Annotated in this window: 19 protein-coding genes; 8 read left to right on the top strand and 11 right to left on the bottom strand. The window is 72.5% G+C overall.

What is annotated here, in order from left to right:
- The first annotated feature begins 218 nt into the window (after positions 1 to 218).
- Positions 219 to 1181, top strand: a complete 963-nt coding sequence (locus tag KLI87_RS31355; RefSeq protein WP_173390870.1) for a helix-turn-helix domain-containing protein — start codon at positions 219 to 221, stop codon at positions 1179 to 1181.
- 375 nt (positions 1182 to 1556) lie between these two features.
- Entirely contained in the window at positions 1557 to 2261 is a 705-nt protein-coding gene (locus KLI87_RS31350; RefSeq protein WP_156218722.1) for a Crp/Fnr family transcriptional regulator, read from the top strand.
- Positions 2262 to 2267: 6 nt separating this feature from the next.
- Here the strand turns inward: KLI87_RS31350 and KLI87_RS31345 are convergent, their stop codons facing one another.
- The gene (locus tag KLI87_RS31345) at positions 2268 to 2666 is read right to left on the bottom strand and encodes a DUF3291 domain-containing protein (protein ID WP_156218721.1); all 399 of its coding nucleotides are present in this window, start codon (positions 2664 to 2666) and stop codon (positions 2268 to 2270) included.
- Positions 2667 to 2840: 174 nt separating this feature from the next.
- Between KLI87_RS31345 and KLI87_RS31340 the strand changes: the two genes are divergently transcribed.
- On the top strand, positions 2841 to 3488 hold the full coding sequence (locus KLI87_RS31340) for a TetR/AcrR family transcriptional regulator (protein WP_214619936.1): 648 nt from the start codon (positions 2841 to 2843) through the stop codon (positions 3486 to 3488).
- 18 nt (positions 3489 to 3506) lie between these two features.
- Here KLI87_RS31340 and KLI87_RS31335 read toward each other — a convergent pair whose 3' ends face one another.
- Together KLI87_RS31335 and KLI87_RS31330 are read right to left on the bottom strand one after the other, a co-directional pair.
- A complete protein-coding gene (locus KLI87_RS31335) occupies positions 3507 to 5183 on the bottom strand; it encodes a cytochrome b N-terminal domain-containing protein (RefSeq protein WP_156218719.1) in 1677 nt (558 codons plus the stop codon).
- Positions 5184 to 5337: 154 nt separating this feature from the next.
- On the bottom strand, positions 5338 to 5991 hold the full coding sequence (locus KLI87_RS31330; protein WP_214619935.1) for a hypothetical protein: 654 nt from the start codon (positions 5989 to 5991) through the stop codon (positions 5338 to 5340).
- Between the two features lie 177 nt (positions 5992 to 6168).
- Here KLI87_RS31330 and KLI87_RS31325 point away from each other — a divergent pair, with 177 nt between their 5' ends.
- On the top strand, positions 6169 to 6930 hold the full coding sequence (locus KLI87_RS31325; protein WP_214619934.1) for a hypothetical protein: 762 nt from the start codon (positions 6169 to 6171) through the stop codon (positions 6928 to 6930).
- Positions 6931 to 6939: 9 nt separating this feature from the next.
- On the opposite strand, the gene KLI87_RS31320 is transcribed toward KLI87_RS31325, so the two are convergent.
- From KLI87_RS31320 to KLI87_RS31300, 5 genes are all read right to left on the bottom strand, one after another.
- Entirely contained in the window at positions 6940 to 7749 is an 810-nt protein-coding gene (locus KLI87_RS31320) for a DNA-binding domain-containing protein (RefSeq protein WP_214619933.1), read from the bottom strand.
- A complete protein-coding gene (locus tag KLI87_RS31315) occupies positions 7742 to 8674 on the bottom strand; it encodes a DUF692 domain-containing protein (RefSeq protein WP_156218715.1) in 933 nt (310 codons plus the stop codon). Before KLI87_RS31315 ends, KLI87_RS31320 begins: the two co-directional genes overlap by 8 nt.
- The gene (locus tag KLI87_RS31310) at positions 8671 to 8934 is read right to left on the bottom strand and encodes a hypothetical protein (RefSeq protein WP_214619932.1); all 264 of its coding nucleotides are present in this window, start codon (positions 8932 to 8934) and stop codon (positions 8671 to 8673) included. The genes KLI87_RS31315 and KLI87_RS31310 overlap by 4 nt, the downstream gene beginning before the upstream one ends.
- A 212-nt stretch (positions 8935 to 9146) precedes the next feature.
- Positions 9147 to 10118: an NrfD/PsrC family molybdoenzyme membrane anchor subunit gene (nrfD, locus tag KLI87_RS31305; RefSeq protein ID WP_214619931.1), complete on the bottom strand. Its 972-nt coding sequence runs from the start codon at positions 10116 to 10118 to the stop codon at positions 9147 to 9149.
- On the bottom strand, positions 10115 to 10987 hold the full coding sequence (locus KLI87_RS31300) for a 4Fe-4S dicluster domain-containing protein (protein WP_156218712.1): 873 nt from the start codon (positions 10985 to 10987) through the stop codon (positions 10115 to 10117). Before KLI87_RS31300 ends, nrfD begins: the two co-directional genes overlap by 4 nt.
- Before the next feature lie 494 nt (positions 10988 to 11481).
- Between KLI87_RS31300 and KLI87_RS31295 the strand changes: the two genes are divergently transcribed.
- The 3 genes from KLI87_RS31295 to KLI87_RS31285 all read left to right on the top strand — a co-directional run bounded on the left by KLI87_RS31295 (position 11482) and on the right by KLI87_RS31285 (position 13749).
- Positions 11482 to 12135 (top strand): DUF4360 domain-containing protein, encoded by a 654-nt coding sequence (locus KLI87_RS31295; RefSeq protein WP_156218711.1) that lies wholly within the window; start codon positions 11482 to 11484, stop codon positions 12133 to 12135.
- A gap of 102 nt (positions 12136 to 12237) precedes the next feature.
- On the top strand, positions 12238 to 12897 hold the full coding sequence (locus KLI87_RS31290; RefSeq protein ID WP_214619930.1) for a DUF4360 domain-containing protein: 660 nt from the start codon (positions 12238 to 12240) through the stop codon (positions 12895 to 12897).
- Between the two features lie 480 nt (positions 12898 to 13377).
- Positions 13378 to 13749, top strand: coding sequence for an STAS domain-containing protein (locus tag KLI87_RS31285; protein WP_173390869.1), 372 nt, complete (start codon positions 13378 to 13380; stop codon positions 13747 to 13749).
- Between the two features lie 60 nt (positions 13750 to 13809).
- On the opposite strand, the gene KLI87_RS31280 is transcribed toward KLI87_RS31285, so the two are convergent.
- On the bottom strand, positions 13810 to 14841 hold the full coding sequence (locus tag KLI87_RS31280) for an esterase family protein (RefSeq protein WP_214619929.1): 1032 nt from the start codon (positions 14839 to 14841) through the stop codon (positions 13810 to 13812).
- 61 nt (positions 14842 to 14902) lie between these two features.
- Here KLI87_RS31280 and KLI87_RS31275 point away from each other — a divergent pair, with 61 nt between their 5' ends.
- Complete coding sequence (locus KLI87_RS31275) at positions 14903 to 15427, top strand: MarR family winged helix-turn-helix transcriptional regulator (protein WP_214619928.1); 525 nt, start codon at positions 14903 to 14905, stop codon at positions 15425 to 15427.
- Between the two features lie 215 nt (positions 15428 to 15642).
- On the opposite strand, the gene KLI87_RS31270 is transcribed toward KLI87_RS31275, so the two are convergent.
- Positions 15643 to 16557, bottom strand: coding sequence for a zinc-binding dehydrogenase (locus KLI87_RS31270; protein ID WP_214619927.1), 915 nt, complete (start codon positions 16555 to 16557; stop codon positions 15643 to 15645).
- A 222-nt stretch (positions 16558 to 16779) separates the two neighbouring features.
- Positions 16780 to 17280 carry a MarR family winged helix-turn-helix transcriptional regulator gene (locus tag KLI87_RS31265; protein WP_214619926.1) on the bottom strand — a complete coding sequence of 167 codons (501 nt, stop codon included), beginning with the start codon at positions 17278 to 17280 and terminating at the stop codon, positions 16780 to 16782.
- Between the last annotated feature and the right edge of the window lie 192 nt (positions 17281 to 17472).

Below are 17472 nucleotides of genomic sequence, written 5' to 3'. Positions count from 1 at the left end.
GGTCTTCGAGGTGGTTGGGGCGCGCACCCAGGACGTTCGTCGGTTATGTATAGGCCGCGCCGGAGTCGAGGGTCTTGGCCTTGCCTGCCGCATCTTTGGCGGCGTGTGCCAAAGACCGACGCCATCGTCGTGCCGACTCGCTTATTGACCTTCTTGACCGGGCGTAGAAGCCTGGCATGTGGCGTCCGGGAACAGTCCATCCAGCGCGAGGGAGCGCAATGCCCACGCTCGTCAGCACCTCGGACCAACCTGCCGCCGATCAGGCGGACTACTGGCGCCACCTCATCACCTCGGCCTTCGGGCCCTTCCACCTGCAGCCGGCGGGCCGCGGCCCGTTCGCGGCGCGGCTGGTCGCCCGCGCGCTCGGCCAGATCGAGGCCAGCGAGGTACGCGCGCCGGCGCACGCCGTCCGGCGCAGCGTCCGGCAGATCCACCACGACAGCCGCGAGTGCTACAAGCTCGGCCTCGTGCTGCGCGGCTCCTGCGTCCTGCGGCAGAACGACCGGCAGGTCAGGGTCGGGCCGGGGGACGTGGTGTTCTACGACCTCACCCGTCCCGTCGAGATCGCCTTCGACGCCCACCACATCTTCACCGTCGTGATCCCGCACCGGGCGGTGCCGCTGTCGGCCGACCGCATGGCCGAACTCGGCGGCACGCTGCTCAGCGACCAGGCCGGGACCGGCCGCATGGTCGCCTCGCTGCTCGCCGCGCTGGCCGAGGACGGCGGCGCGGCGGACGAGCCCTACGCCCACCACCTCGGCGGCGCGATCGTCGAGCTGGTGACGGGCGCCGCGACCGAGTGGCTCGGCGCCGAGCCGACCCCGTCCCCGGAGGCCGCCGAGATGCTGCGCGCCATCGTCGACTGGATCGAGACCCGGCTGCACGACCCGGGGCTCACCCCGGCCGCGATCGCGGCGGCGCACCACATCTCCGTCCGGCAGCTCTACCGGGTCTTCCAGCCGAAGGGCACGACGGTCGCCCGCTACATCCGGGCCCGCCGGCTCGACCACTGCCGGCGGGAGCTGCGCGACCCGTTCCTCGCCACCCAGCGGATCGGCGCGATCGCGTGCCGGTGGGGGCTGCCCGACGCGGCCGCGTTCAGCCGCGCGTTCCGGGCTGCCTACGGCGTCACGCCCAGCGCCTACCGCGCCGCCGCGACCGGCATCGACCGTGTGGACTGACCCGTGCCGGAGCGGGATCGAATCGGGTCGAACCGTCCTCGACGGGCGGTTGACGTGGGTCGATGTGAGGCGGTGCGTATGGATGCGGATCGGTAGGCCGGATGTGGAAGCGAACCGGCCCAAAACGTTCGACGTGACTTGATCGTCTGAAGCCGACTGAACGGTCGCCTGGCGCGGGCTCCCCAACGACGCCGTGGCGGGCGACCGGCCGACGGCGCCGCGGCACGCGGTCGACGTGCCGCGAGGGCGACGCGGCAGGACATCACGGGCGTCGCGTGCGCGACACGGTGCGTGGCGGGGACCACCCCGCGACCTCCTTCCCTTGCCCGCACGAGCGGTTTACGGTTCGGGTAACCGACCGCGAGGAGGAGGCCGTTGCCGCCGTACGCGCCGTCCCCGCCGCGTCCGGGATTCTGGGCCGCGCTCGACCACGTCCAGCAGGCGGCGCTCCGGGCCGCCGCGCGCCCCCGCCACTTCGCGGTGAAGGCGCCGCTGGTCTACCAGGGCGACGAGTCCGACCACGTGATCATCATCGAGCGCGGCTGGGCGAAGGTCACCTCGGCCACCGTGGACGGGCACGACGTCGTGCTCGCCGTCCGGGGCCCGGGCGACCTGCTGGCCGAGAGCGCGGTGCTCGGCGGCCGCACGCGCTCGGCCACGGTGACCGCGCTGTCGCCGATCCGGGCGCTGGTCGTCCCGGCCGCCCGCTTCACCGGGTTCCTGGACGCCCACCCGCAGGTGTGGATGCTCGTCACCGGCACGTTCGTCCAGCGCCTGGACGACTCCGACCGGCGGTTGAAGGCGCACGTCACCAGCAAGGGCACCCGGCGGCTGGCGCAATTGCTCTCCGACCTCGCCGAGCTGTCGGCCCAGCACACCCCGCCCGCGCCGGACGGCAGCATCGAGATCGGGCCGCCGCTGTCGCAGGAGGAGCTCGGAAGCTGGATGGACGCCTCCCGCGAGACCGTCGCGCGCGCCCTGAACGGCCTGCGGCGGGACGGCCTGATCCGCACCGGGTGGCGGCGCATCACGGTCGTCGACCCGCCCGGCCTGCGCGCCGTCGCCGACGACCACGACTGACGGCGCTCAGGAGCCGCCGGGGTGCTCGGCGATGCGGCGCTGCGCCTCAGGCCAGTCGAGCGGCAGCTCCGACCCCTTCACGGCCCAGAAGACGAACGTCGAGTCGCGCATGACCGCGCGCTTGCCGCGCATCGTGGACGCGTGCGGCTCGGCGGCCGCGTAGGCGTGGACGGCCTTGCGGTCGCGCCAGGCCGAGAGCGTCCAGAAGGTGCGCTTCAGGAGGTCGGCCTTCAGCGTGACGCCGTGGGCGCCGTCCGAGCCGCGCGCCTGGCGCAGGAGCCGCAGGGAGGCGAGGAAGAACCCGGGAACGTGGCGGAGTGAGCGCACCTCCAGCCGCGAGGCCATGACCAGCACCTCGGCGTCCGGTTCGGCCTTCTCCAGCGGGATCCACGGAAGAGTGGGCATGGCGGTGTGTCCTGTCGGTCGACGAATCTTGTCACTGTCTAGATTGCGTTACCGACCCCGAACTTGTCAATGACAAGATAGGCTGGCGGGCGAACGTCGGGACGTCGCGACCGCGAGGGGGCGAGCCGGATCGAGCAGCCGAGCTATCACCACGGCGACCTGCGGCGGGCCATCATGCACGCCGCGGTGGGGGCCATCGCCGAGTCGGGCCCCGCCACCTGGAGCCTGCGCGAGCTGGCGCGCCGGGCGGGCGTCTCGCACGCCGCGCCCGCCCACCACTTCGGCGACAAGACCGGGCTGCTCACCGCCGTCGCCGCCGAGGGGTACACGCTGTTCGCGGACGCGCTGGAGCGGGCGGGCGAGGACCTCTACGACGTCGGCCTCGCCTACGTCCGCTTCGCCGTCGACCACCGGGCGCACTTCGAGGTGATGTTCCGGCCCGAGCTGTACCGGGCCGACGACCCCGAGGTGAACGCCGCCCGGCGGCGCGCGGACGAGATCCTCCGGCACGGCGTCCGCACCGTCGCACCGGCCGGGGCGCCCCGCGAGACCCATCGGCCCGACGAGACCGACGAGACCGGCGAGACCGGCGAGAGCGGCGAGACCGGCGAGAGCGGCGAGACCGGCGAGAGCGGCTTGGACGGCGAGAGCGGCTTGGACGGCGAGAGCGGCTTGGACGGCGACCGGACGGCCGCGCTCGCCGCCTGGTGCATCGTGCACGGCTTCGCCGAGTTGTGGCTGAGCGGCGCGTTCAGCGGCGACCTCGGCGAGGATCCCGTGGCCGCCGCCAGCCCGGTGATCCGGCGCCTGTTCGCCCGCTGAGCGCGCCGCCCGGCCCGCTCAGCGGGGACCGTGCTCGGACTCCGCCAGCTCCCGCTGCTCGGAGGGCTCGGGCCGCTCGGGCGCGGTGGCGAGGTCCGCGCGGAAACGGCGGTTGAGCGCGGCCCGCACCCGGCCCTTGAGGTGGCGGCCGCGCGGGTCGTCGACGCCGTCCACCGGCGGCGGGAGGGTCAGGTCGACGGCGGGCGCCGGACGCGGGTCGGTGATCGCGGCGATCCGCTCCTCGGGCAGGTGCCGCTCCACCTCGCTGAACCGTCCGTCCGGCGACTGCCGGATGATCCCCGTCTCCAGCCCGTGCTCGACGAGGCCGAGGTCGCGGCGCTGGAGCCCGAGGCAGATCCGGTAGGCGACGATGTAGCCCAGCACCGGCCCGAGGATGACCGCGACGCGGAAGAACCACGTCGTCGCGTACAGCGAGACGTCGAACTTGTTCGCGAGGACGTCGTTGCCGCCCGCGAGCCACAGCAGCCCGTAGAAGACGATGCCGCCGACGCCGATGCCCGTGCGCGCGGGGACGTCGCGCGGCCGGTCGAGAAGGTGGTGGATCTGGTGGTCGCCGGTCACCCAGCGTTCGACGAACGGGTAGACGGCCAGGCCGGTGAACAGGACCCCGGGCACGACCAGCGCCGGGACGAGGACGCTCATCGACACCGTGTGGCCCCACGCCGTGATCTCCCACGCCGGCATGATCCGCAGCGAGCCCTCCAGCCAGCCCATGTACCAGTCGGGCTGCGATCCGGCGCTGATCGCGCCCGGGTCGTAGGGGCCGAACAGCCAGATCGGGTTGATCTGGACGAACGCGGCCAGCAGCGTCGTCACGCCGAGGACCCACAGGAACAGCGCCGAGGTCTTGGCCATGAACACCGGGAAGAACGGGTAGCCCCGGACGGTCGTGTTCGTGCTGCCCTTGCCGGGGAACTGCGTGTGCGTCTGCCGCCAGGTCAGCACGACCGCGTGCAGCGGGATCAGCGCCGCCAGCAGCCCCGGGATCAGCAGGACGTGGACGACGTACAGGCGCGGGATGATGTCCGACCCGGGGAACTCGCCGCCGAACACGAACATCACCAGGTAGGAGCCGACGAGCGGGATCCCCGCGATCACGCCTTCGAGGATCCGGATGCCGGTGCCCGACAGCAGGTCGTCGGGCAGCGAGTAGCCGAACAGCCCGTTCACCATGACGAGCACCAGCATGGTGACGCCGATGATCCAGTTCAGCTCGCGGGGCTTGCGGAACGCGCCGCTGAAGAAGTTGCGCAGCAGGTGGACGAGGATCGACCCCATGAAGATCAGCGTCGCCCAGTGGTGGATCTGCCGGACCAGCAGCCCGCCCCGCACGTCGAAGCTGATCTTCAGGGACGAGGCGTAGGCCTCGCTCATCTTCACGCCGCGCAGCTTGGTGTACGAGCCGTTGTAGATGACCTCGTGCATGCTCGGCTTGAAGAACAGCGTGAGGTACACCCCGGTCAGCAGGATGATCACGAACGAGTACATCGCGATCTCCCCGACCAGGAAGCTCCACTGGTCCGGGAACGCCTTGCGCAGCGCCTTGCGGGCGAAACCGGCGGTGCCGAAGCGCTCGTCCAGCGCCCGGGACACCGAGCCCACGGCCCCGCCCGAGCCGCGCCCGCCCGCGCGCCCGTCCGCCGCCCGGCCTCCGGGCGCCCGATTCCCCGCCATCGTCACAGTCCTTTCGTCGAGCCTCTGGCCCTAAGACAGATCTCGACCGGCGAACGTGACATGGACGGCTTGTGCCACTCGTCACACGAGCGCCGTCACACGGGCGCCGTCGCGCGCCGTCCGGCGCGGTGCGTCCGGCGCGGTGCGCGGCCGCTCAGCGGCGGAGGGCGCGCCGGTAGCGGGGGAGCCAGCGCGTCCGGTAGGCGAGCCTGACCGGCGGCGGCAGCAGCCGCAGCACCGCGCCGCACGTCGCCTCGGACGCGCCGTCCAGCAGCCACGGCAGGAACACCCGCAGCCCCCGCACCCCGATCTCCTGGCGGAACTCCACGTCGTAGGTGCCCCACTCGTACGGGGTGAGGCTCTCGTGGATCAGCGGCAGGACGTTCGCCTCCTTGAAGTCCAGGTACGCTTCCACCGCCGCCGGGAGGTCCCGGGTCAGCGGGAGGAGGATGTCGTCGTCCTCGTGCTCCAGCGCGGCGTCCACCCTGTCCATCAGCGCGACGAGCCGGACGGCCTGCACGTCCATCGCGTCGAGCGCCGCCGACCTGCCGCCGGTGACCCTGCCGCGTATCACCGTCCACAGCGCGCGCCGCTCGGCCGCCTGCTGGGCGAGCCAGTGGAACCTGAACAGGCTCCAGGCGTTCGCGTCGACCGGGAACGGTCCCATCTCGGCCGTGAACGGTCCCCAGGACGCGACCCGGCCCGCGACGGCCATCGCCGCCATGTCGCGCCGGAACGCCCCGTACACGGCGTGCAGCATCGTCAGATCGAAGCGCCGCCGCGCGCTGTCGTCCACACCGGTACTCATCCCTCGCACCCCGCCCCTCGGCACACCCGGCACACCGGGTCTCTCCTCAGGAGATGGACGGGACGCCCTAAATGTGACATGTGGGGCGGATCACCAGCGGTGATACGGATCTCACCGGAACGGTCTGGTTCGGCCGAAACCCTGCCCGCGACCCCGTCCTCGCGTAACCTGCGCCGCGTGATCGACGACCAGACCCTGATGAGCTCCCGTCATGTGCTGTGCGTCCTCGGGACCGGGCTCGACCTCGACGCGGTGGAGGCCGCGGCGGCGCGGGAGGGCTTCGAACTCGACTGGGAGTACTCCGGGACCGGCGCCGACCCGCGGATGCCGGAGGCGTTCGAGGCGTGTGTGGCGCGGGCGTCCTTCACCCGCGCGGACTGGGACGCCGTCGAGGCCCACGACACGGTCGCCTACGTGCTGTCGCCGCCCGTCCTGCCGGGCGTCGCGTTCACGGTCGCGCGGCGGACCCTCGTGCTGACCGCCGACCTGCTGCGCTCGGGCGCGACCGCCGTGAAGAACGAGAGCAGCGGCCTCACCCACGGCCGGGACCGGTGGCTCGACCTCGCCGCGGGCGTCTACGCGGGGGGCGCCGAGGAGTCGGCGGTGCCGCTGTACCGGGCGTGGGTGAAGCGCCCGATCGCCGACGGCCCGCTGCTGCACAGCTGCGGCATGCACCTGCTCGGTACGCCCGACATCGAACTCGCGCCGCCCGAGGACCCGGCGGCCTCCCCGTCCCCGGACGGGGCCGCCGCCCTCATCGACGGGCTCGCCCTCTACCTGCTCACCGAGCGCCGCGCCGAGGAGATCGAGGACGGCGAGGGCTTCCGGCTCGCGCCGGACGCCCCCCGCTGGATCCTGCGGCACCACCCCTGCGACCGGTACGAGGCCGACGACTTCTTCTTCAACCCGCACGGCTACTGGCGCCTGGCCTCCGAGTAGCCGCGCGGGTCACGGCGACTCGCGCGCGGGGGAGGCCGGCAGCGCGGTGATCCAGCGCTGCGCGAGCCAGCGGCGCAGGTGGCGGCGGGCGTCGGCGGGGGCGAGTCCGGCGCGCACCGACGCCTGCTCCGGCGGCGCCCCGCCCATCAGCGCCTCCAGCAGCGTGAACGCGTCCGCGGGCGGCGAGGCGGTCACCACCCGGTAGTTGCGGCGGAACACCACGATGCGGGACGGGACGAACGCGGGCGGCGCCGGGCGGGCGCCGCGCCGGACGGCCGAGTGGTACTCGTGGACCGGTGCGCACGCCCGCAGCAGCCGGACGCCGGGCGCGCCGCGCACCCGGTCGGGCAGCCCGGTGGGCCAGGGCGCGGGCGGCTCCTCCTCGGTGCCCGGCCCGTCGTAGACCTCGGCGAACAGCCGCTCGTAGCGGACCAGGTCGACCATCAGGTCGGCCCAGGGCTCCCGCTCCCCGGCGGGCAGGTCGCGGTCGGGCCGCTGCTCCTCCAGGTAGGCGGCGAACCGGTCGCCGAGCCGGGCCAGCGTGTAGGCGCGCGGCGGATGCGCGTCGAGGTACCCGGCGGCGAACACGTCGAACAGGTCGGGGCCGAGCAGCTCGCGCAGCGCGGGATGCATGTGCCGCATCGTGCCCAGCAGGCGGCGCCGGTAGCCGACGCGGTAGATCTCCAGCCGCCGCGCCGCGTCGAGGCCGTCCGTGCCCGCGAGCATCGCGCCGGCCTGCTCCGCCGAGGCGGACGGCGTCGTGACGGCGTGCAGCAGCCACTGCTGCGCCGCGTCCAGGGACGGTGTCGCGCTACCCATCGGAGGCCCCCGCGTCACGCAGCCCGGGACCGGGCGCGCCGAGGTGGTCGCGGGCCTTGTGCAGCTCCGCCAGTAAGTCGGGGAGGGGCGGGAGGCGGTCGTCCCACTCCAGGAGGGTGGGCACGGGCCCGGTCAGGGACGTGGCCAGCCGGTAGAGGTCCCAGACCGGCTCGGCGACCGGGCCGTCGTGGGTGTCGACCAGGTGGTCGCCCATGTCGGCGTGCCCGGCCACGTGGATCTGGACGACCCGGTCGTGGGGGATCGCGCGGATGTACTCCTCCGGGTCGAAGCCGTTGTTGAACGCCGAGACGTGGACGTTGTTGACGTCCAGCAGCAGCCCGCACCCGGACTCCTCGCACAGCCGCGCGAGGAACTCCCACTCGGGCATCGTCGAGTGCGCGAACGCGGCGTAGGCGCTCGGGTTCTCCAGGACGAGCCGCCGCTCCAGCACGTCCTGCACGACCCCGACGCGGCGGACGAGGTGCCGCAGCGACCGCTCGGTGAAGGGGAGCGGCAGCAGCTCGTGGGTGTTGACGCCCGCGACGCCCGTCCAGCACACGTGGTCGGACACCCACCGCGCGCCGGTGGAGTCGGCCAGCCGGCGCAGCCGGGCGAGGTAGCCGAAGTCGAGCGGGTCGGTGCTGCCGATCGACATCGACACGCCGTGCATGACGACCGGGTACCGCTCGGCGATGCGGCCGAGCGCGTGGCGCGGGTAGCCGCCCGAGTCCATGAAGTTCTCGGAGATGATCTCGAACCAGCCGACGTCCGGCCACTCGGCGAGGATCTGGGCCAGGTGCGAGGAGCGCAGCCCCACCCCCAGCCCGGAGGTGTCGCCGCCCGGCGGGGCGCCCGGCCGGTCGCGCGGGGACGCGCCCGCCCGGGCCCGGGGCGCGGGCGCCCGCTCCGCCGACTCCGCCGTCATGATCCGGACGTCGTTCCGCCGGCCCCGGCACCGCCGTGGCCCGGGACGGGCCCGCCCGGAGGCGCCAGACCCGGGCCGGGCGGCGCGTCCGCCTCGAACATCCGCTGCTCGAACACCCTGCGGGCGCGCCGCCACGCGGCGCCGCCGGGGACGGACCGCTCGGCCTCGACCCGCAGGTAGCCGCAACCGCCCGGCCCCGCGCAGGCGTTCCGCGTCATGCACACGTGCAGCTCGCCGCCGCCGTGGATGGCTCCGTTCACCGGGTGCCTCCCATCGTCGAGATCATTTCCGGGATGACGTCTCGCAACAGGCTAATCACACTCAGTAGTCAATGGCAGGTCAGATTTATGTCACCTCTCCCAGAGCGGAGTGTGCCGCGACGGCGATGGCCTGGTAAAAGACCGGTTCGGCCGTCGTCCTCCGGGCAGGGCCGGCGGGAGATACGGGTGCGCCGTTATGACGGGGAGTCGCGCTAGGAGGCGGCCCCCGCACGGGCGTCCAGGCGTTCGCGCTGGGGGACCACCGTGTACTTCGGGTCCTCCGCCGAGCGCACGCCCGCGTAGAAGACCCCGAAGCGCGTGCAGGCGGACGCGGCGAGCAGCGCCGCCCCGCTGAGGGCGGCCGCCGCGCGGTTCCGCCCGGCGAGCAGCGCGGCCCCGGCGGCGCCCGCGACGGCCAGGATCTCGGCCGCGCGCGTCAGGCCGCCCGCCCGGCCCCCCTCGTACACCTCGGCCACCATGCCGAGCCGCCGCCGCATCAGCCGGGACGCGGCGCCCTCCAGCACCGCGCCCGCCACCGCCGCGGTGCGCGCGGGCCCGGTCTCCGCGGGCGGCGCGGTGAGCAGCGCCATCCCGGACGCGGCGGCCGCGGCCGAGCCCGCGAACACGAACGGCAGCTCCCGGTACGCCCCGTGCCAGGCGGGGACGGCCGTGTCCGCCGCGAGCACGGCGGTGTAGGAGGCGACGGCGGGCCCGAGCACGGCCGCGCCGGCCGTGGCGGCCGCGCCGAGCCGGGGGAACAGGCGCGCCACGTCCAGGACGGCGGCGCCGCCCGCCGCCGGGCCGTAGGCCATCAGCAGCCACGAGCCGAGGCTCATCGGCGAGGTCGGCTTGAGCACGCGCAGCATGTGGTGGAACCGGGCGGGCCGTCCGAGGTCGTGGATCAGCGCGGCGGTCGATCCGCCGATCGCCGCCAGCGAGGAGATCTTCAACGCGCGCGCGGCGGCGGGGCGCCCGGTGAGCTGCGAGCCCGCCGCGAGCACCGAGCCCGCGCCCGCCAGGCCGCCGAGGAAGAAGTACCCGGCGATGTCCGGCGCCGTCCACCTGGGCGGCTTGAGGACGGGTCTGCCGTAGTAGGAGCTGAACTCCGCCTCCGGCACCATCGCCTGCTCGCCGCGCCGCCTCCGGCGTCCGCGCGCCCTCTCCTCACGCTCGGGGGGGCTCATCGGCGTCCTCCCCGGCGCCCGTGGGCGGCGAAGACCGCGACGGCCCCGCCGAGCAGCGTCAGCGCGGCGGCGCCCGCGTGCCGCCACATCGAGGGCAGGTCGCGGGTCGTGACGACGGGGTCCGGGGGCAGCCCGTACACCTCGGGCTCGTCCAGCAGGAGGAAGAACGCGCCGTCGCCGCCGACGCCGTCCTCCGGGTCCGCGCCGTAGAGGCGCGCTTCGTCCACCCCCAGGTCGTGGAGCTGGTCCACGCGCGCGGCGGCCCGCTCCCGCAACTCCTCCAGGGGACCGAACTGGATCGAGTCCGTGGGGCACGCCTTCGCGCACGCGGGCTCCTGCCCGGCCCCGAGCCGGTCGTAGCACAGCGTGCACTTCCAGACGCGGCCGTCCTCCTTGCGCTGGTCGATCACCCCGTAGGGGCAGGCGGGCACGCAGTAGCCGCACCCGTTGCAGATGTCCTGCTGGACGACGACGGTGCCGAACTCCGTGCGGAACAGCGATCCGGTGGGGCAGACGTCCAGGCAGGCGGCGTGCGTGCAGTGCTTGCAGACGTCGGAGGACATCAGCCAGCGCAGGCCGCCCCCGGCGGCGTCCGTCCCGACCGGCCTGTCCTGCTCGATGAACGCGACGTGCCGCCAGGTGTCGGAGCCCAGCCCCTGGGTGTTGTCGTAGGACATCCCCGTGAACTCCAGTCCGTCCTCGGGGACGGCGTTCCACTCCTTGCAGGCGACCTCGCACGCCTTGCAGCCGATGCACACCGAGGTGTCGGTGAAGAAGCCCACCCGCTCCGGCGCGTCGGCGTACCCGGCGTCGGCGGCGACGCCGGGCTCGGATCCGGCGAGCAGGTTGCGTCCGATCAGGCTGCCCATCCCACGACCTCCCACGACGGCCAGGCGCAGGCACCCTTCCCCGCGTCGTGCCCGCTACACCTCGGCCGGTGCCGCTTTCCAGGCGTTCGACCGCCGGTGGGCGGCGATTTCGGGTGCGCGGTCCCGGTGCCCCGCCGGGCCGCCCGGCGTCCCGGCGGGCGGCCGGCGCCCCCGCGTCCCGCGCCAGGCGGGGCCACTCTTCTAGCGACTCTGAACGGTTCCTGAAATTCGATTGACCCTGTTTCTGGAACGGTCCTCGGCCAATGTCCCCACCCTCTTGTTTGTTGGACCGTCCGTTTTCGCAGATTGGACGGGTTTTCGCTCGGTTACGGAATGAGATTGCATGTGGGGCGGCCCGGACATTCAAGGGAAGTTAAAAAGAGAACGTTGACCGGCTTGATCGGCGCCGTCTACTCTCCTGGGCAGATCCTGGATCACGTTCCAACTCTTCGGCCGTAGAAAACCGCGTCCGCCCCCAGCGAAGAGGAAATCGCATGCGTAAAGGGATCGCTATTTCCGCCTCAGCCCTGGCGATGACCGCCACGGCTGCCGTCGCCGCCCCGCCGGCGACGGCCTCCGCCCCCTACCTCACCCGCGGTCCGAGCGGCGTCACCATCGAACTGGCGACGGTGAACGGCTCGGGCTGCCCCCTCGGAACCGCGGCCGTCGCCGTGTCCGACGACAAGGAGGCGTTCACCGTCACCTACAGCAACTACCTGGTGCAGGTGGGCGGGAACTCGAACTCGACCGACTTCCGCAAGAACTGCCAGCTCAACATGAAGGTGCACGTCCCGCAGGGCTTCACCTACGCGATCCTGTCGGCTGACTACCGCGGCTTCGCCCAGTTGGAGCCCGGTGCCAGCGGTCTGGAGAAGGCCAGCTACTACTTCCAGGGCATGCCCACCACCGGTCGGGCGGAGCACACCCTGAAGGGCGAGTACTCCGACAACTGGACGTTCACGGACGTGAACGACGTCGCGCAGCTCGTCTACAAGCCGTGTGGCGAGGAGCGCAACTTCAACATCAACACCGAGCTGCGCGTCAACAAGGGAACATCGGACCCGACCAAGGTCAGCATGATGGCCATGGACTCGACCGACACCAGCATCAAGACGACCTACCACTTCGCTTGGAAGAAGTGCCCCTAGTCCAGCCTTCCCTTCACATCGCAACTGCCGGGAATTGCGTCTAGAACGGCAGCTGCGTGTCCCCGAGAAACACTCTCCACCCGAGTTAGGAGACGAACACCCATGCGCAAGGCAATGACCGCTTCGGCGGCGTGCGCCGCCGCACTGGCCCTGGCCGGCGGTATGGCACCGTCCGCGTCCGCCACCACCGACGACCCGCCGCCCCCGGACAGGATCGTCATCGACGTCCTCACCGTGAACGGCTCCGGCTGCCCCGCGGGCACCACCGCGGTCGCCACGGCGAGCGACAACACCGCGTTCACCGTCACCTACAGCAACTACCTGGCCCAGGCCGGCGGCGACTCGCGGGCGACGGACTTCAGGAAGAACTGCCAGATCAACCTGCGGGTGCACGTGCCGCAGGGCTTCACCTACGCGATCGCGGGCGCCGACTACCGCGGCTTCGCGCACCTGGAGGACGGCGCGTCCGGTCTGGAGCGGGCGAACTACTACCACCAGGGCATGCAGCAGTCGACCCCGGTGAGCCACACGATCAAGGGCTCGTTCTCGGACGACTGGCAGTTCTCCGACCGCACGCCGGTCACCGAACTGGTCTTCAAGCCCTGCGGTGAAGACCGCAACTTCAACGTCAACACCGAGCTGCGCGTGAACAAGGGCAGCTCGGACGCGGCCAAGACGAGCTTCATGGCCTTCGACTCCACCGACGGCAGCGTGAAGACGACGTACCACTTCGCCTGGAAGCGCTGCAACGCGCCTCGCTAACGCGAGGCGGGCCCCGCTCACGGCCATAGAGGAACAGGGCCGCGTCCTTACTCGGGGAAGGGCGCGGCCCTACTCTCATGCCCGCCGGCGGGGCCTTCCGCATGCGGGTGCCACCGCGCGAGGTGGCCGCGCCTTCGTGGGCGGCTCGTCCGGTGGCACCTGACCAGCACGAACAATCCGCTCCTCCGCGACTCGGTCGAGAAGGCCGTGGCCGGGGACCAGGCGGTACCGATCTCGACCGCGAGCCGCGCCGGACGCAAGCCGCGGGGAGGGCCGCCTGAGGCGTTGGGGTCGCCGGCGAGATCGGCGCCGTCCCTGCTACACATGCAGCTCTTTACCTGAAATACTATTCGGCCGAGTGGGTCATGTCCCCGGAGGTGATCGTGTGGCTCCCTCGAACGACCCCGGCCCAGGCTGGTACTTCGACCGGCCCGGCCAGATGCGCTCCACCGCCCAAGGCCACACGTCGGGCGGCCGCCGGTGAACGGCGGGTCCACCCTGACCCTGCACCGGTCGGCCCTGGGCGGCTACGCCCTGGTCACCGCCACCGGCACGGTCGACATCCACACCCACACGCTGCTGGCCGAGTGCCTGGAACAGGCGAGCACCGCGACCGGCCTGGCGGTGATCGTGGACATGGCCGGCGTGGAGTTCTGCGACTCCAGCGGCCTGAACGCCTTCGCCCGCGCCTACAACCGCGCGCACGGCCGCGGCGTCAGCCTGGTCGCCGCGGGGCTGCAGGAGCGCGTCCGCCGCGTGTTCACCGTGACCGGCCTGGATCGAGGCGTCCACCTGCAACCCGACGTGGACACCGCCGTGCGGTGGCTGGACACCGGCAGCCGCGCCGGGTGAGCCGTCCCCCAGGCCCCCGTGAGGCGACGTCCTTTGGTCATCCCGGCTCCGGTGGCGCTCTCAGGGCGTGAGGCGGTGGGCCAGCCAGGCGAGGGCCTGGGGGTGGCGGTACTCGATGCCGACGTGGCCGGCCTCGAAAAGCTCGAACCTGACGGTCTCCTCAGGCACGCCCGCCCGCGCTATCGCTTCGCGGAAGGCCGACGCGCCGAGGTCGAGGAACCATTCGTCGCGGGTGCCCGCGTCGATCCAGATCGCGCGCATGGACCGCAGCGCCTCGGCGTGCGCGGGCGCCATCCGGACGGGGTCCCAGCGCAGCCAGCGCTCCCACACCTCGGGCCGCAGCGCCCCGGTGACGGGGTCGAACGGCAGCAGCGGCGTGCCGTCGGCGTCGGGGGAGAAGCACGCCGACACCGCCAGGATCTCCAGCAGCCGCGGATCCTCCTGCTTGGTGAAGGCGACGCGGGAGCGGAAGTCCTGCCACCAGGAGAAGATGTCACCGCCGTAGGCGCGCAGGTCGCGTGCGGCCCGCAGGAAGTGCGGGATGTACTGCGCCTCGGACAGGGCGTCCCCCGAGTGGGTGGCGAACGCGCCGAACAGGTCGGGGCGCAGCATCGAGGTGACCATGGCGCCGAGCCCGCCGCTGGACTTGCCGGCGATGGCCCGGTGGTCGCGGTCGGCGAGCGTCCGGTAGCGGGCGTCGACCCAGGGGACGACCTCTTCGCACAGGTAGGAGTGGTAGCGGCCGGTTCCGGGGGAGTCGACGTACTGGCTGCCGCCGTAGGTCGTCCACGCGTCCACGAACACCAGGATCATCGGCGGCGCCTCGCCGCGGGCGAACAGCGCGTCGGTGGCGACCGGCACCGACGTCCGGAAGGCGCCGGGCTCGTTGCTCCAGGCCGAGAGCCTGCCGGTGAACCCGAGCAGCATGTAGACGGACGGGTAGCGGCGCTCGGGTTCGTCGTCGTAGCCGGGGGGTGTGTACACCCACACCGGCCTGCGGTGCGGGTCGCCCAAGGGGTTGCCGCGCAGCAGCCGGCTGTCGATGGTGCGTTCGTCGATCCGACCGGCGAAGTCGGAGGGCCACAGGGGCATGGGCATCCCTCGCTCTCAGTTATTACGAAAACATACTATCTGAGAGGATAGTATGTTTCGCGTGGAGGACTCGATCGACCGGCACATCGCCCACTGGTCCCGGGAACTGCCGGACCTCGACCCCGAGGTCGAGGGCGCGATAACCCGGATGCAGGTGCTGGTGGCGCTGCTGCGACGCCGCCGTGAGGCCGCGCTCGGCGCACGCCGCCTCAAGGGCTGGGAGTACGACATCCTGTGGCGGCTCCGCTCCACCGGGCCGCCCTACCGCGCCACGCCCACCTGGCTCGCCCGGGCGCTGAACACCCACCCCGCCACCCTCACCAGCAGGCTCGACCGGCTGGAGGGGTCGGGGCATCTCGCCCGCGTGCACGACCCGTCCGACCGGCGGCGCCTCCTGGTCGCGCTCACCGACAAGGGCCACGCCGCGTGGGAGGGCGCCATCGGGGACCAGGCCGCCGCCGAGCACGAGCTGCTCGCGCCGCTGACCGGCGACGAGCGCGAGCAGCTCGCCGGCCTGCTCCGCAAGGTCGTCACGGCGGGCGAGGCCGACGGCCCGCCCCTCATGCCCCCGGTCGAGCGGCCCTAGCCCGCCGAGACCGCATCAGGGCCTGCCGAGGCTGCCCGGAGTCCGCTGTGCCGACGCCCGAATTCGGCGCTGGCGCTATGCGGACGGCAAGCGCGTGCACAGCGGCGGGATGACGCCGGTGCCCTCCGGACCTTGAAGCCGACGGCCTCTCACCTTCAGTACGTCATGAGGGAAATGTTGAAGACCTGCATTGCGGTGTACCGGCATCGAACCGGTCACGTGACGTCGAGCACGGCCTTGCCGCGGATCCGGCGCTCCAGAAGTGCCGCCGCCGCCTCGGCCGCCCGGTCCCAGGAGCCGCGCCAGCCGATCTGCGGGTCGAGCCGCCCCTGGTCCAGCAGCCGGAGGAGATAGGCGAGGTCCGGGGCGAACGCCCAGTCGAGCCGGTACGCCTCGATGCGCAGCCCGCTGCCCAGGTGCCGGGCGGCCTCGAAGTCGATCGTGGTCGACCCGCCGGACGCGTGCCCGATGGACTGGACGATGCCGCCGTCGGCCAGCAGCCCGTACGCCTGGGCCAGCAGGGCGCCGCCGACGTTCTCCAGTACTCCGAAGACCGGCTCTGTCACGTTGTCGAGCCCCACGACGACCTCGGCGGCGCCCAGCTCGGTCAACCCGGCTCCGCGCTCCGGGCTGCCCACGGCGGCGACGACGTGGGCCCCCGCCAGGGCGCCGAGCTGGACCGCGTACCGGCCGACACCGCCGGACGCGCCGGTGACCAGAATCCGCCGGCCGATGACCGGGCCGAGACCGCGCAACGCCTGAAGGGCGGACACTCCGGCCACCGGCAGCGCACTCGCGACGCCGAGGTCGACGGTGTCAGGCACCGTCACGAGCTTGGCGGTGTCCACCGCGCGCAACCGCGCCCAGGCGCCGGCCGGGCCCCAGGTGACAACGCGCCTTCCGGCCTCCGGGCCCGAGCCGTCCGCCGCCGCCTCGACGACGACGCCCGCCGCGTCCCAGCCCGAGACGCCACCCGGTTCGGTGCGCTGGGCCAGGTCGGCGACCTCGCCGAAGTTCAACGACACCGCGCGGACCTCGACCACCGCCTGCCCCGGCTCCGGCCGAGGGTCGGCGACCTCGCCGAGCCGAAGGCCCTGGGGTGCGTCCGGATCGTGGATCAATGCGCGCATCGGGAACCTCCGTGATCGTTATCGAGGGCACGCCACCATCTCATGATCGCTGCCTCCCGAGCCGACCTGTGGCAGCAGATCCCCGATGCCGCCCAACCGCGGCCGCCACCCCGGATCGATCCGGGGCGCGCCGACACCGACAAGCGTGCAAGCGACTTCGCCCATTGACATCGACGAAGTCGGCTCCTGCTGTCCACCCCCCCAGTACGAACCTGCTCATTCTCAGGTGAGGGAGGTGTCGCCGAGCGACCGCAGCAAGATGCGCAGCGCGTCGGCGAGGCCGTCCGCCTGGTCGCGGTCGAGGGCCTGGAGTAGGCGTGTTTCGTTGGCGATGTGCAGGGCGAACAGGTCATCAATGGTCTGGCGGCCGTGAGGGGTGAGCCGGATCCGCACCGTACGGCGGTCGACGGCGTCGGGGACCCGCTCGACGAGGTCCTTGGCCACCATGCGGTCGATGCGCTTGGTGATGGCGCCCGAGGTGACCATGGACGCCTTGACGAGCTGGCCGGGGGTCAGGTCGTAGGGTTCGCCCGAACGCCGGAGCGTGGTCAGGACGTCGGCCTCGCTGATATCCAGGCCGTACCGGCGGAAGAAGCCCTGGAGCTCAGCCTCCAGCAGCCGGGCCAGCCGTTGGACTCGGCCCACAACCCCGACCGGCCAGACGTCCACATCGGGACGCTCCCGGCGCCAAGCGTCCATCACCGCGTCCACCGCGTCACTCATCCCGCGCCCCTCTTGCTAGTCTCTTATTGGTATCTTACCAGGAAGAGATATGAGAGAAGGCGCCCATGTCCCGCAACATGGAGGCGGTACGAGCCGTCCACCAGGCACTCACTGACAGCGACCTCGACCGGTTCATCGAGTCACTCAACCCCCGACGTCGTCTCCCGGCAGTCGGAGGCGGTGCCCTGGCGC

Origin of the sequence: Actinomadura sp. NEAU-AAG7 (genome assembly GCF_018603865.1) — a bacterium.
Classification (GTDB): Bacteria; Actinomycetota; Actinomycetes; order Streptosporangiales; family Streptosporangiaceae; genus Spirillospora; species Spirillospora litoris.
The sequence above is the reverse complement of the archived record's forward strand: the minus strand, read 5'-3'. Positions and strand labels throughout refer to the sequence as shown.

What these genes read in the sequence shown, in the direction of transcription:
- KLI87_RS31295 (WP_156218711.1), top strand. Translation starts at nt 11,482, where the DNA reads ATGCGTAAAGGGATCGCTATTTCCGCCTCAGCCCTGGCGATGACCGCC.
- KLI87_RS31355 (WP_173390870.1), top strand. Translation starts at nt 219, where the DNA reads ATGCCCACGCTCGTCAGCACCTCGGACCAACCTGCCGCCGATCAGGCG.
- KLI87_RS31335 (WP_156218719.1), bottom strand. Translation starts at nt 5,183, where the DNA reads ATGGCGGGGAATCGGGCGCCCGGAGGCCGGGCGGCGGACGGGCGCGCG.
- KLI87_RS31315 (WP_156218715.1), bottom strand. Translation starts at nt 8,674, where the DNA reads ATGACGGCGGAGTCGGCGGAGCGGGCGCCCGCGCCCCGGGCCCGGGCG.
- KLI87_RS31330 (WP_214619935.1), bottom strand. Translation starts at nt 5,991, where the DNA reads ATGAGTACCGGTGTGGACGACAGCGCGCGGCGGCGCTTCGATCTGACG.
- KLI87_RS31265 (WP_214619926.1), bottom strand. Translation starts at nt 17,280, where the DNA reads ATGAGTGACGCGGTGGACGCGGTGATGGACGCTTGGCGCCGGGAGCGT.
- KLI87_RS31280 (WP_214619929.1), bottom strand. Translation starts at nt 14,841, where the DNA reads ATGCCCCTGTGGCCCTCCGACTTCGCCGGTCGGATCGACGAACGCACC.
- KLI87_RS31270 (WP_214619927.1), bottom strand. Translation starts at nt 16,557, where the DNA reads ATGCGCGCATTGATCCACGATCCGGACGCACCCCAGGGCCTTCGGCTC.
- KLI87_RS31290 (WP_214619930.1), top strand. Translation starts at nt 12,238, where the DNA reads ATGCGCAAGGCAATGACCGCTTCGGCGGCGTGCGCCGCCGCACTGGCC.
- KLI87_RS31345 (WP_156218721.1), bottom strand. Translation starts at nt 2,666, where the DNA reads ATGCCCACTCTTCCGTGGATCCCGCTGGAGAAGGCCGAACCGGACGCC.
- KLI87_RS31340 (WP_214619936.1), top strand. Translation starts at nt 2,841, where the DNA reads ATGCACGCCGCGGTGGGGGCCATCGCCGAGTCGGGCCCCGCCACCTGG.
- KLI87_RS31300 (WP_156218712.1), bottom strand. Translation starts at nt 10,987, where the DNA reads ATGGGCAGCCTGATCGGACGCAACCTGCTCGCCGGATCCGAGCCCGGC.
- KLI87_RS31320 (WP_214619933.1), bottom strand. Translation starts at nt 7,749, where the DNA reads ATGGGTAGCGCGACACCGTCCCTGGACGCGGCGCAGCAGTGGCTGCTG.
- nrfD (WP_214619931.1), bottom strand. Translation starts at nt 10,118, where the DNA reads ATGAGCCCCCCCGAGCGTGAGGAGAGGGCGCGCGGACGCCGGAGGCGG.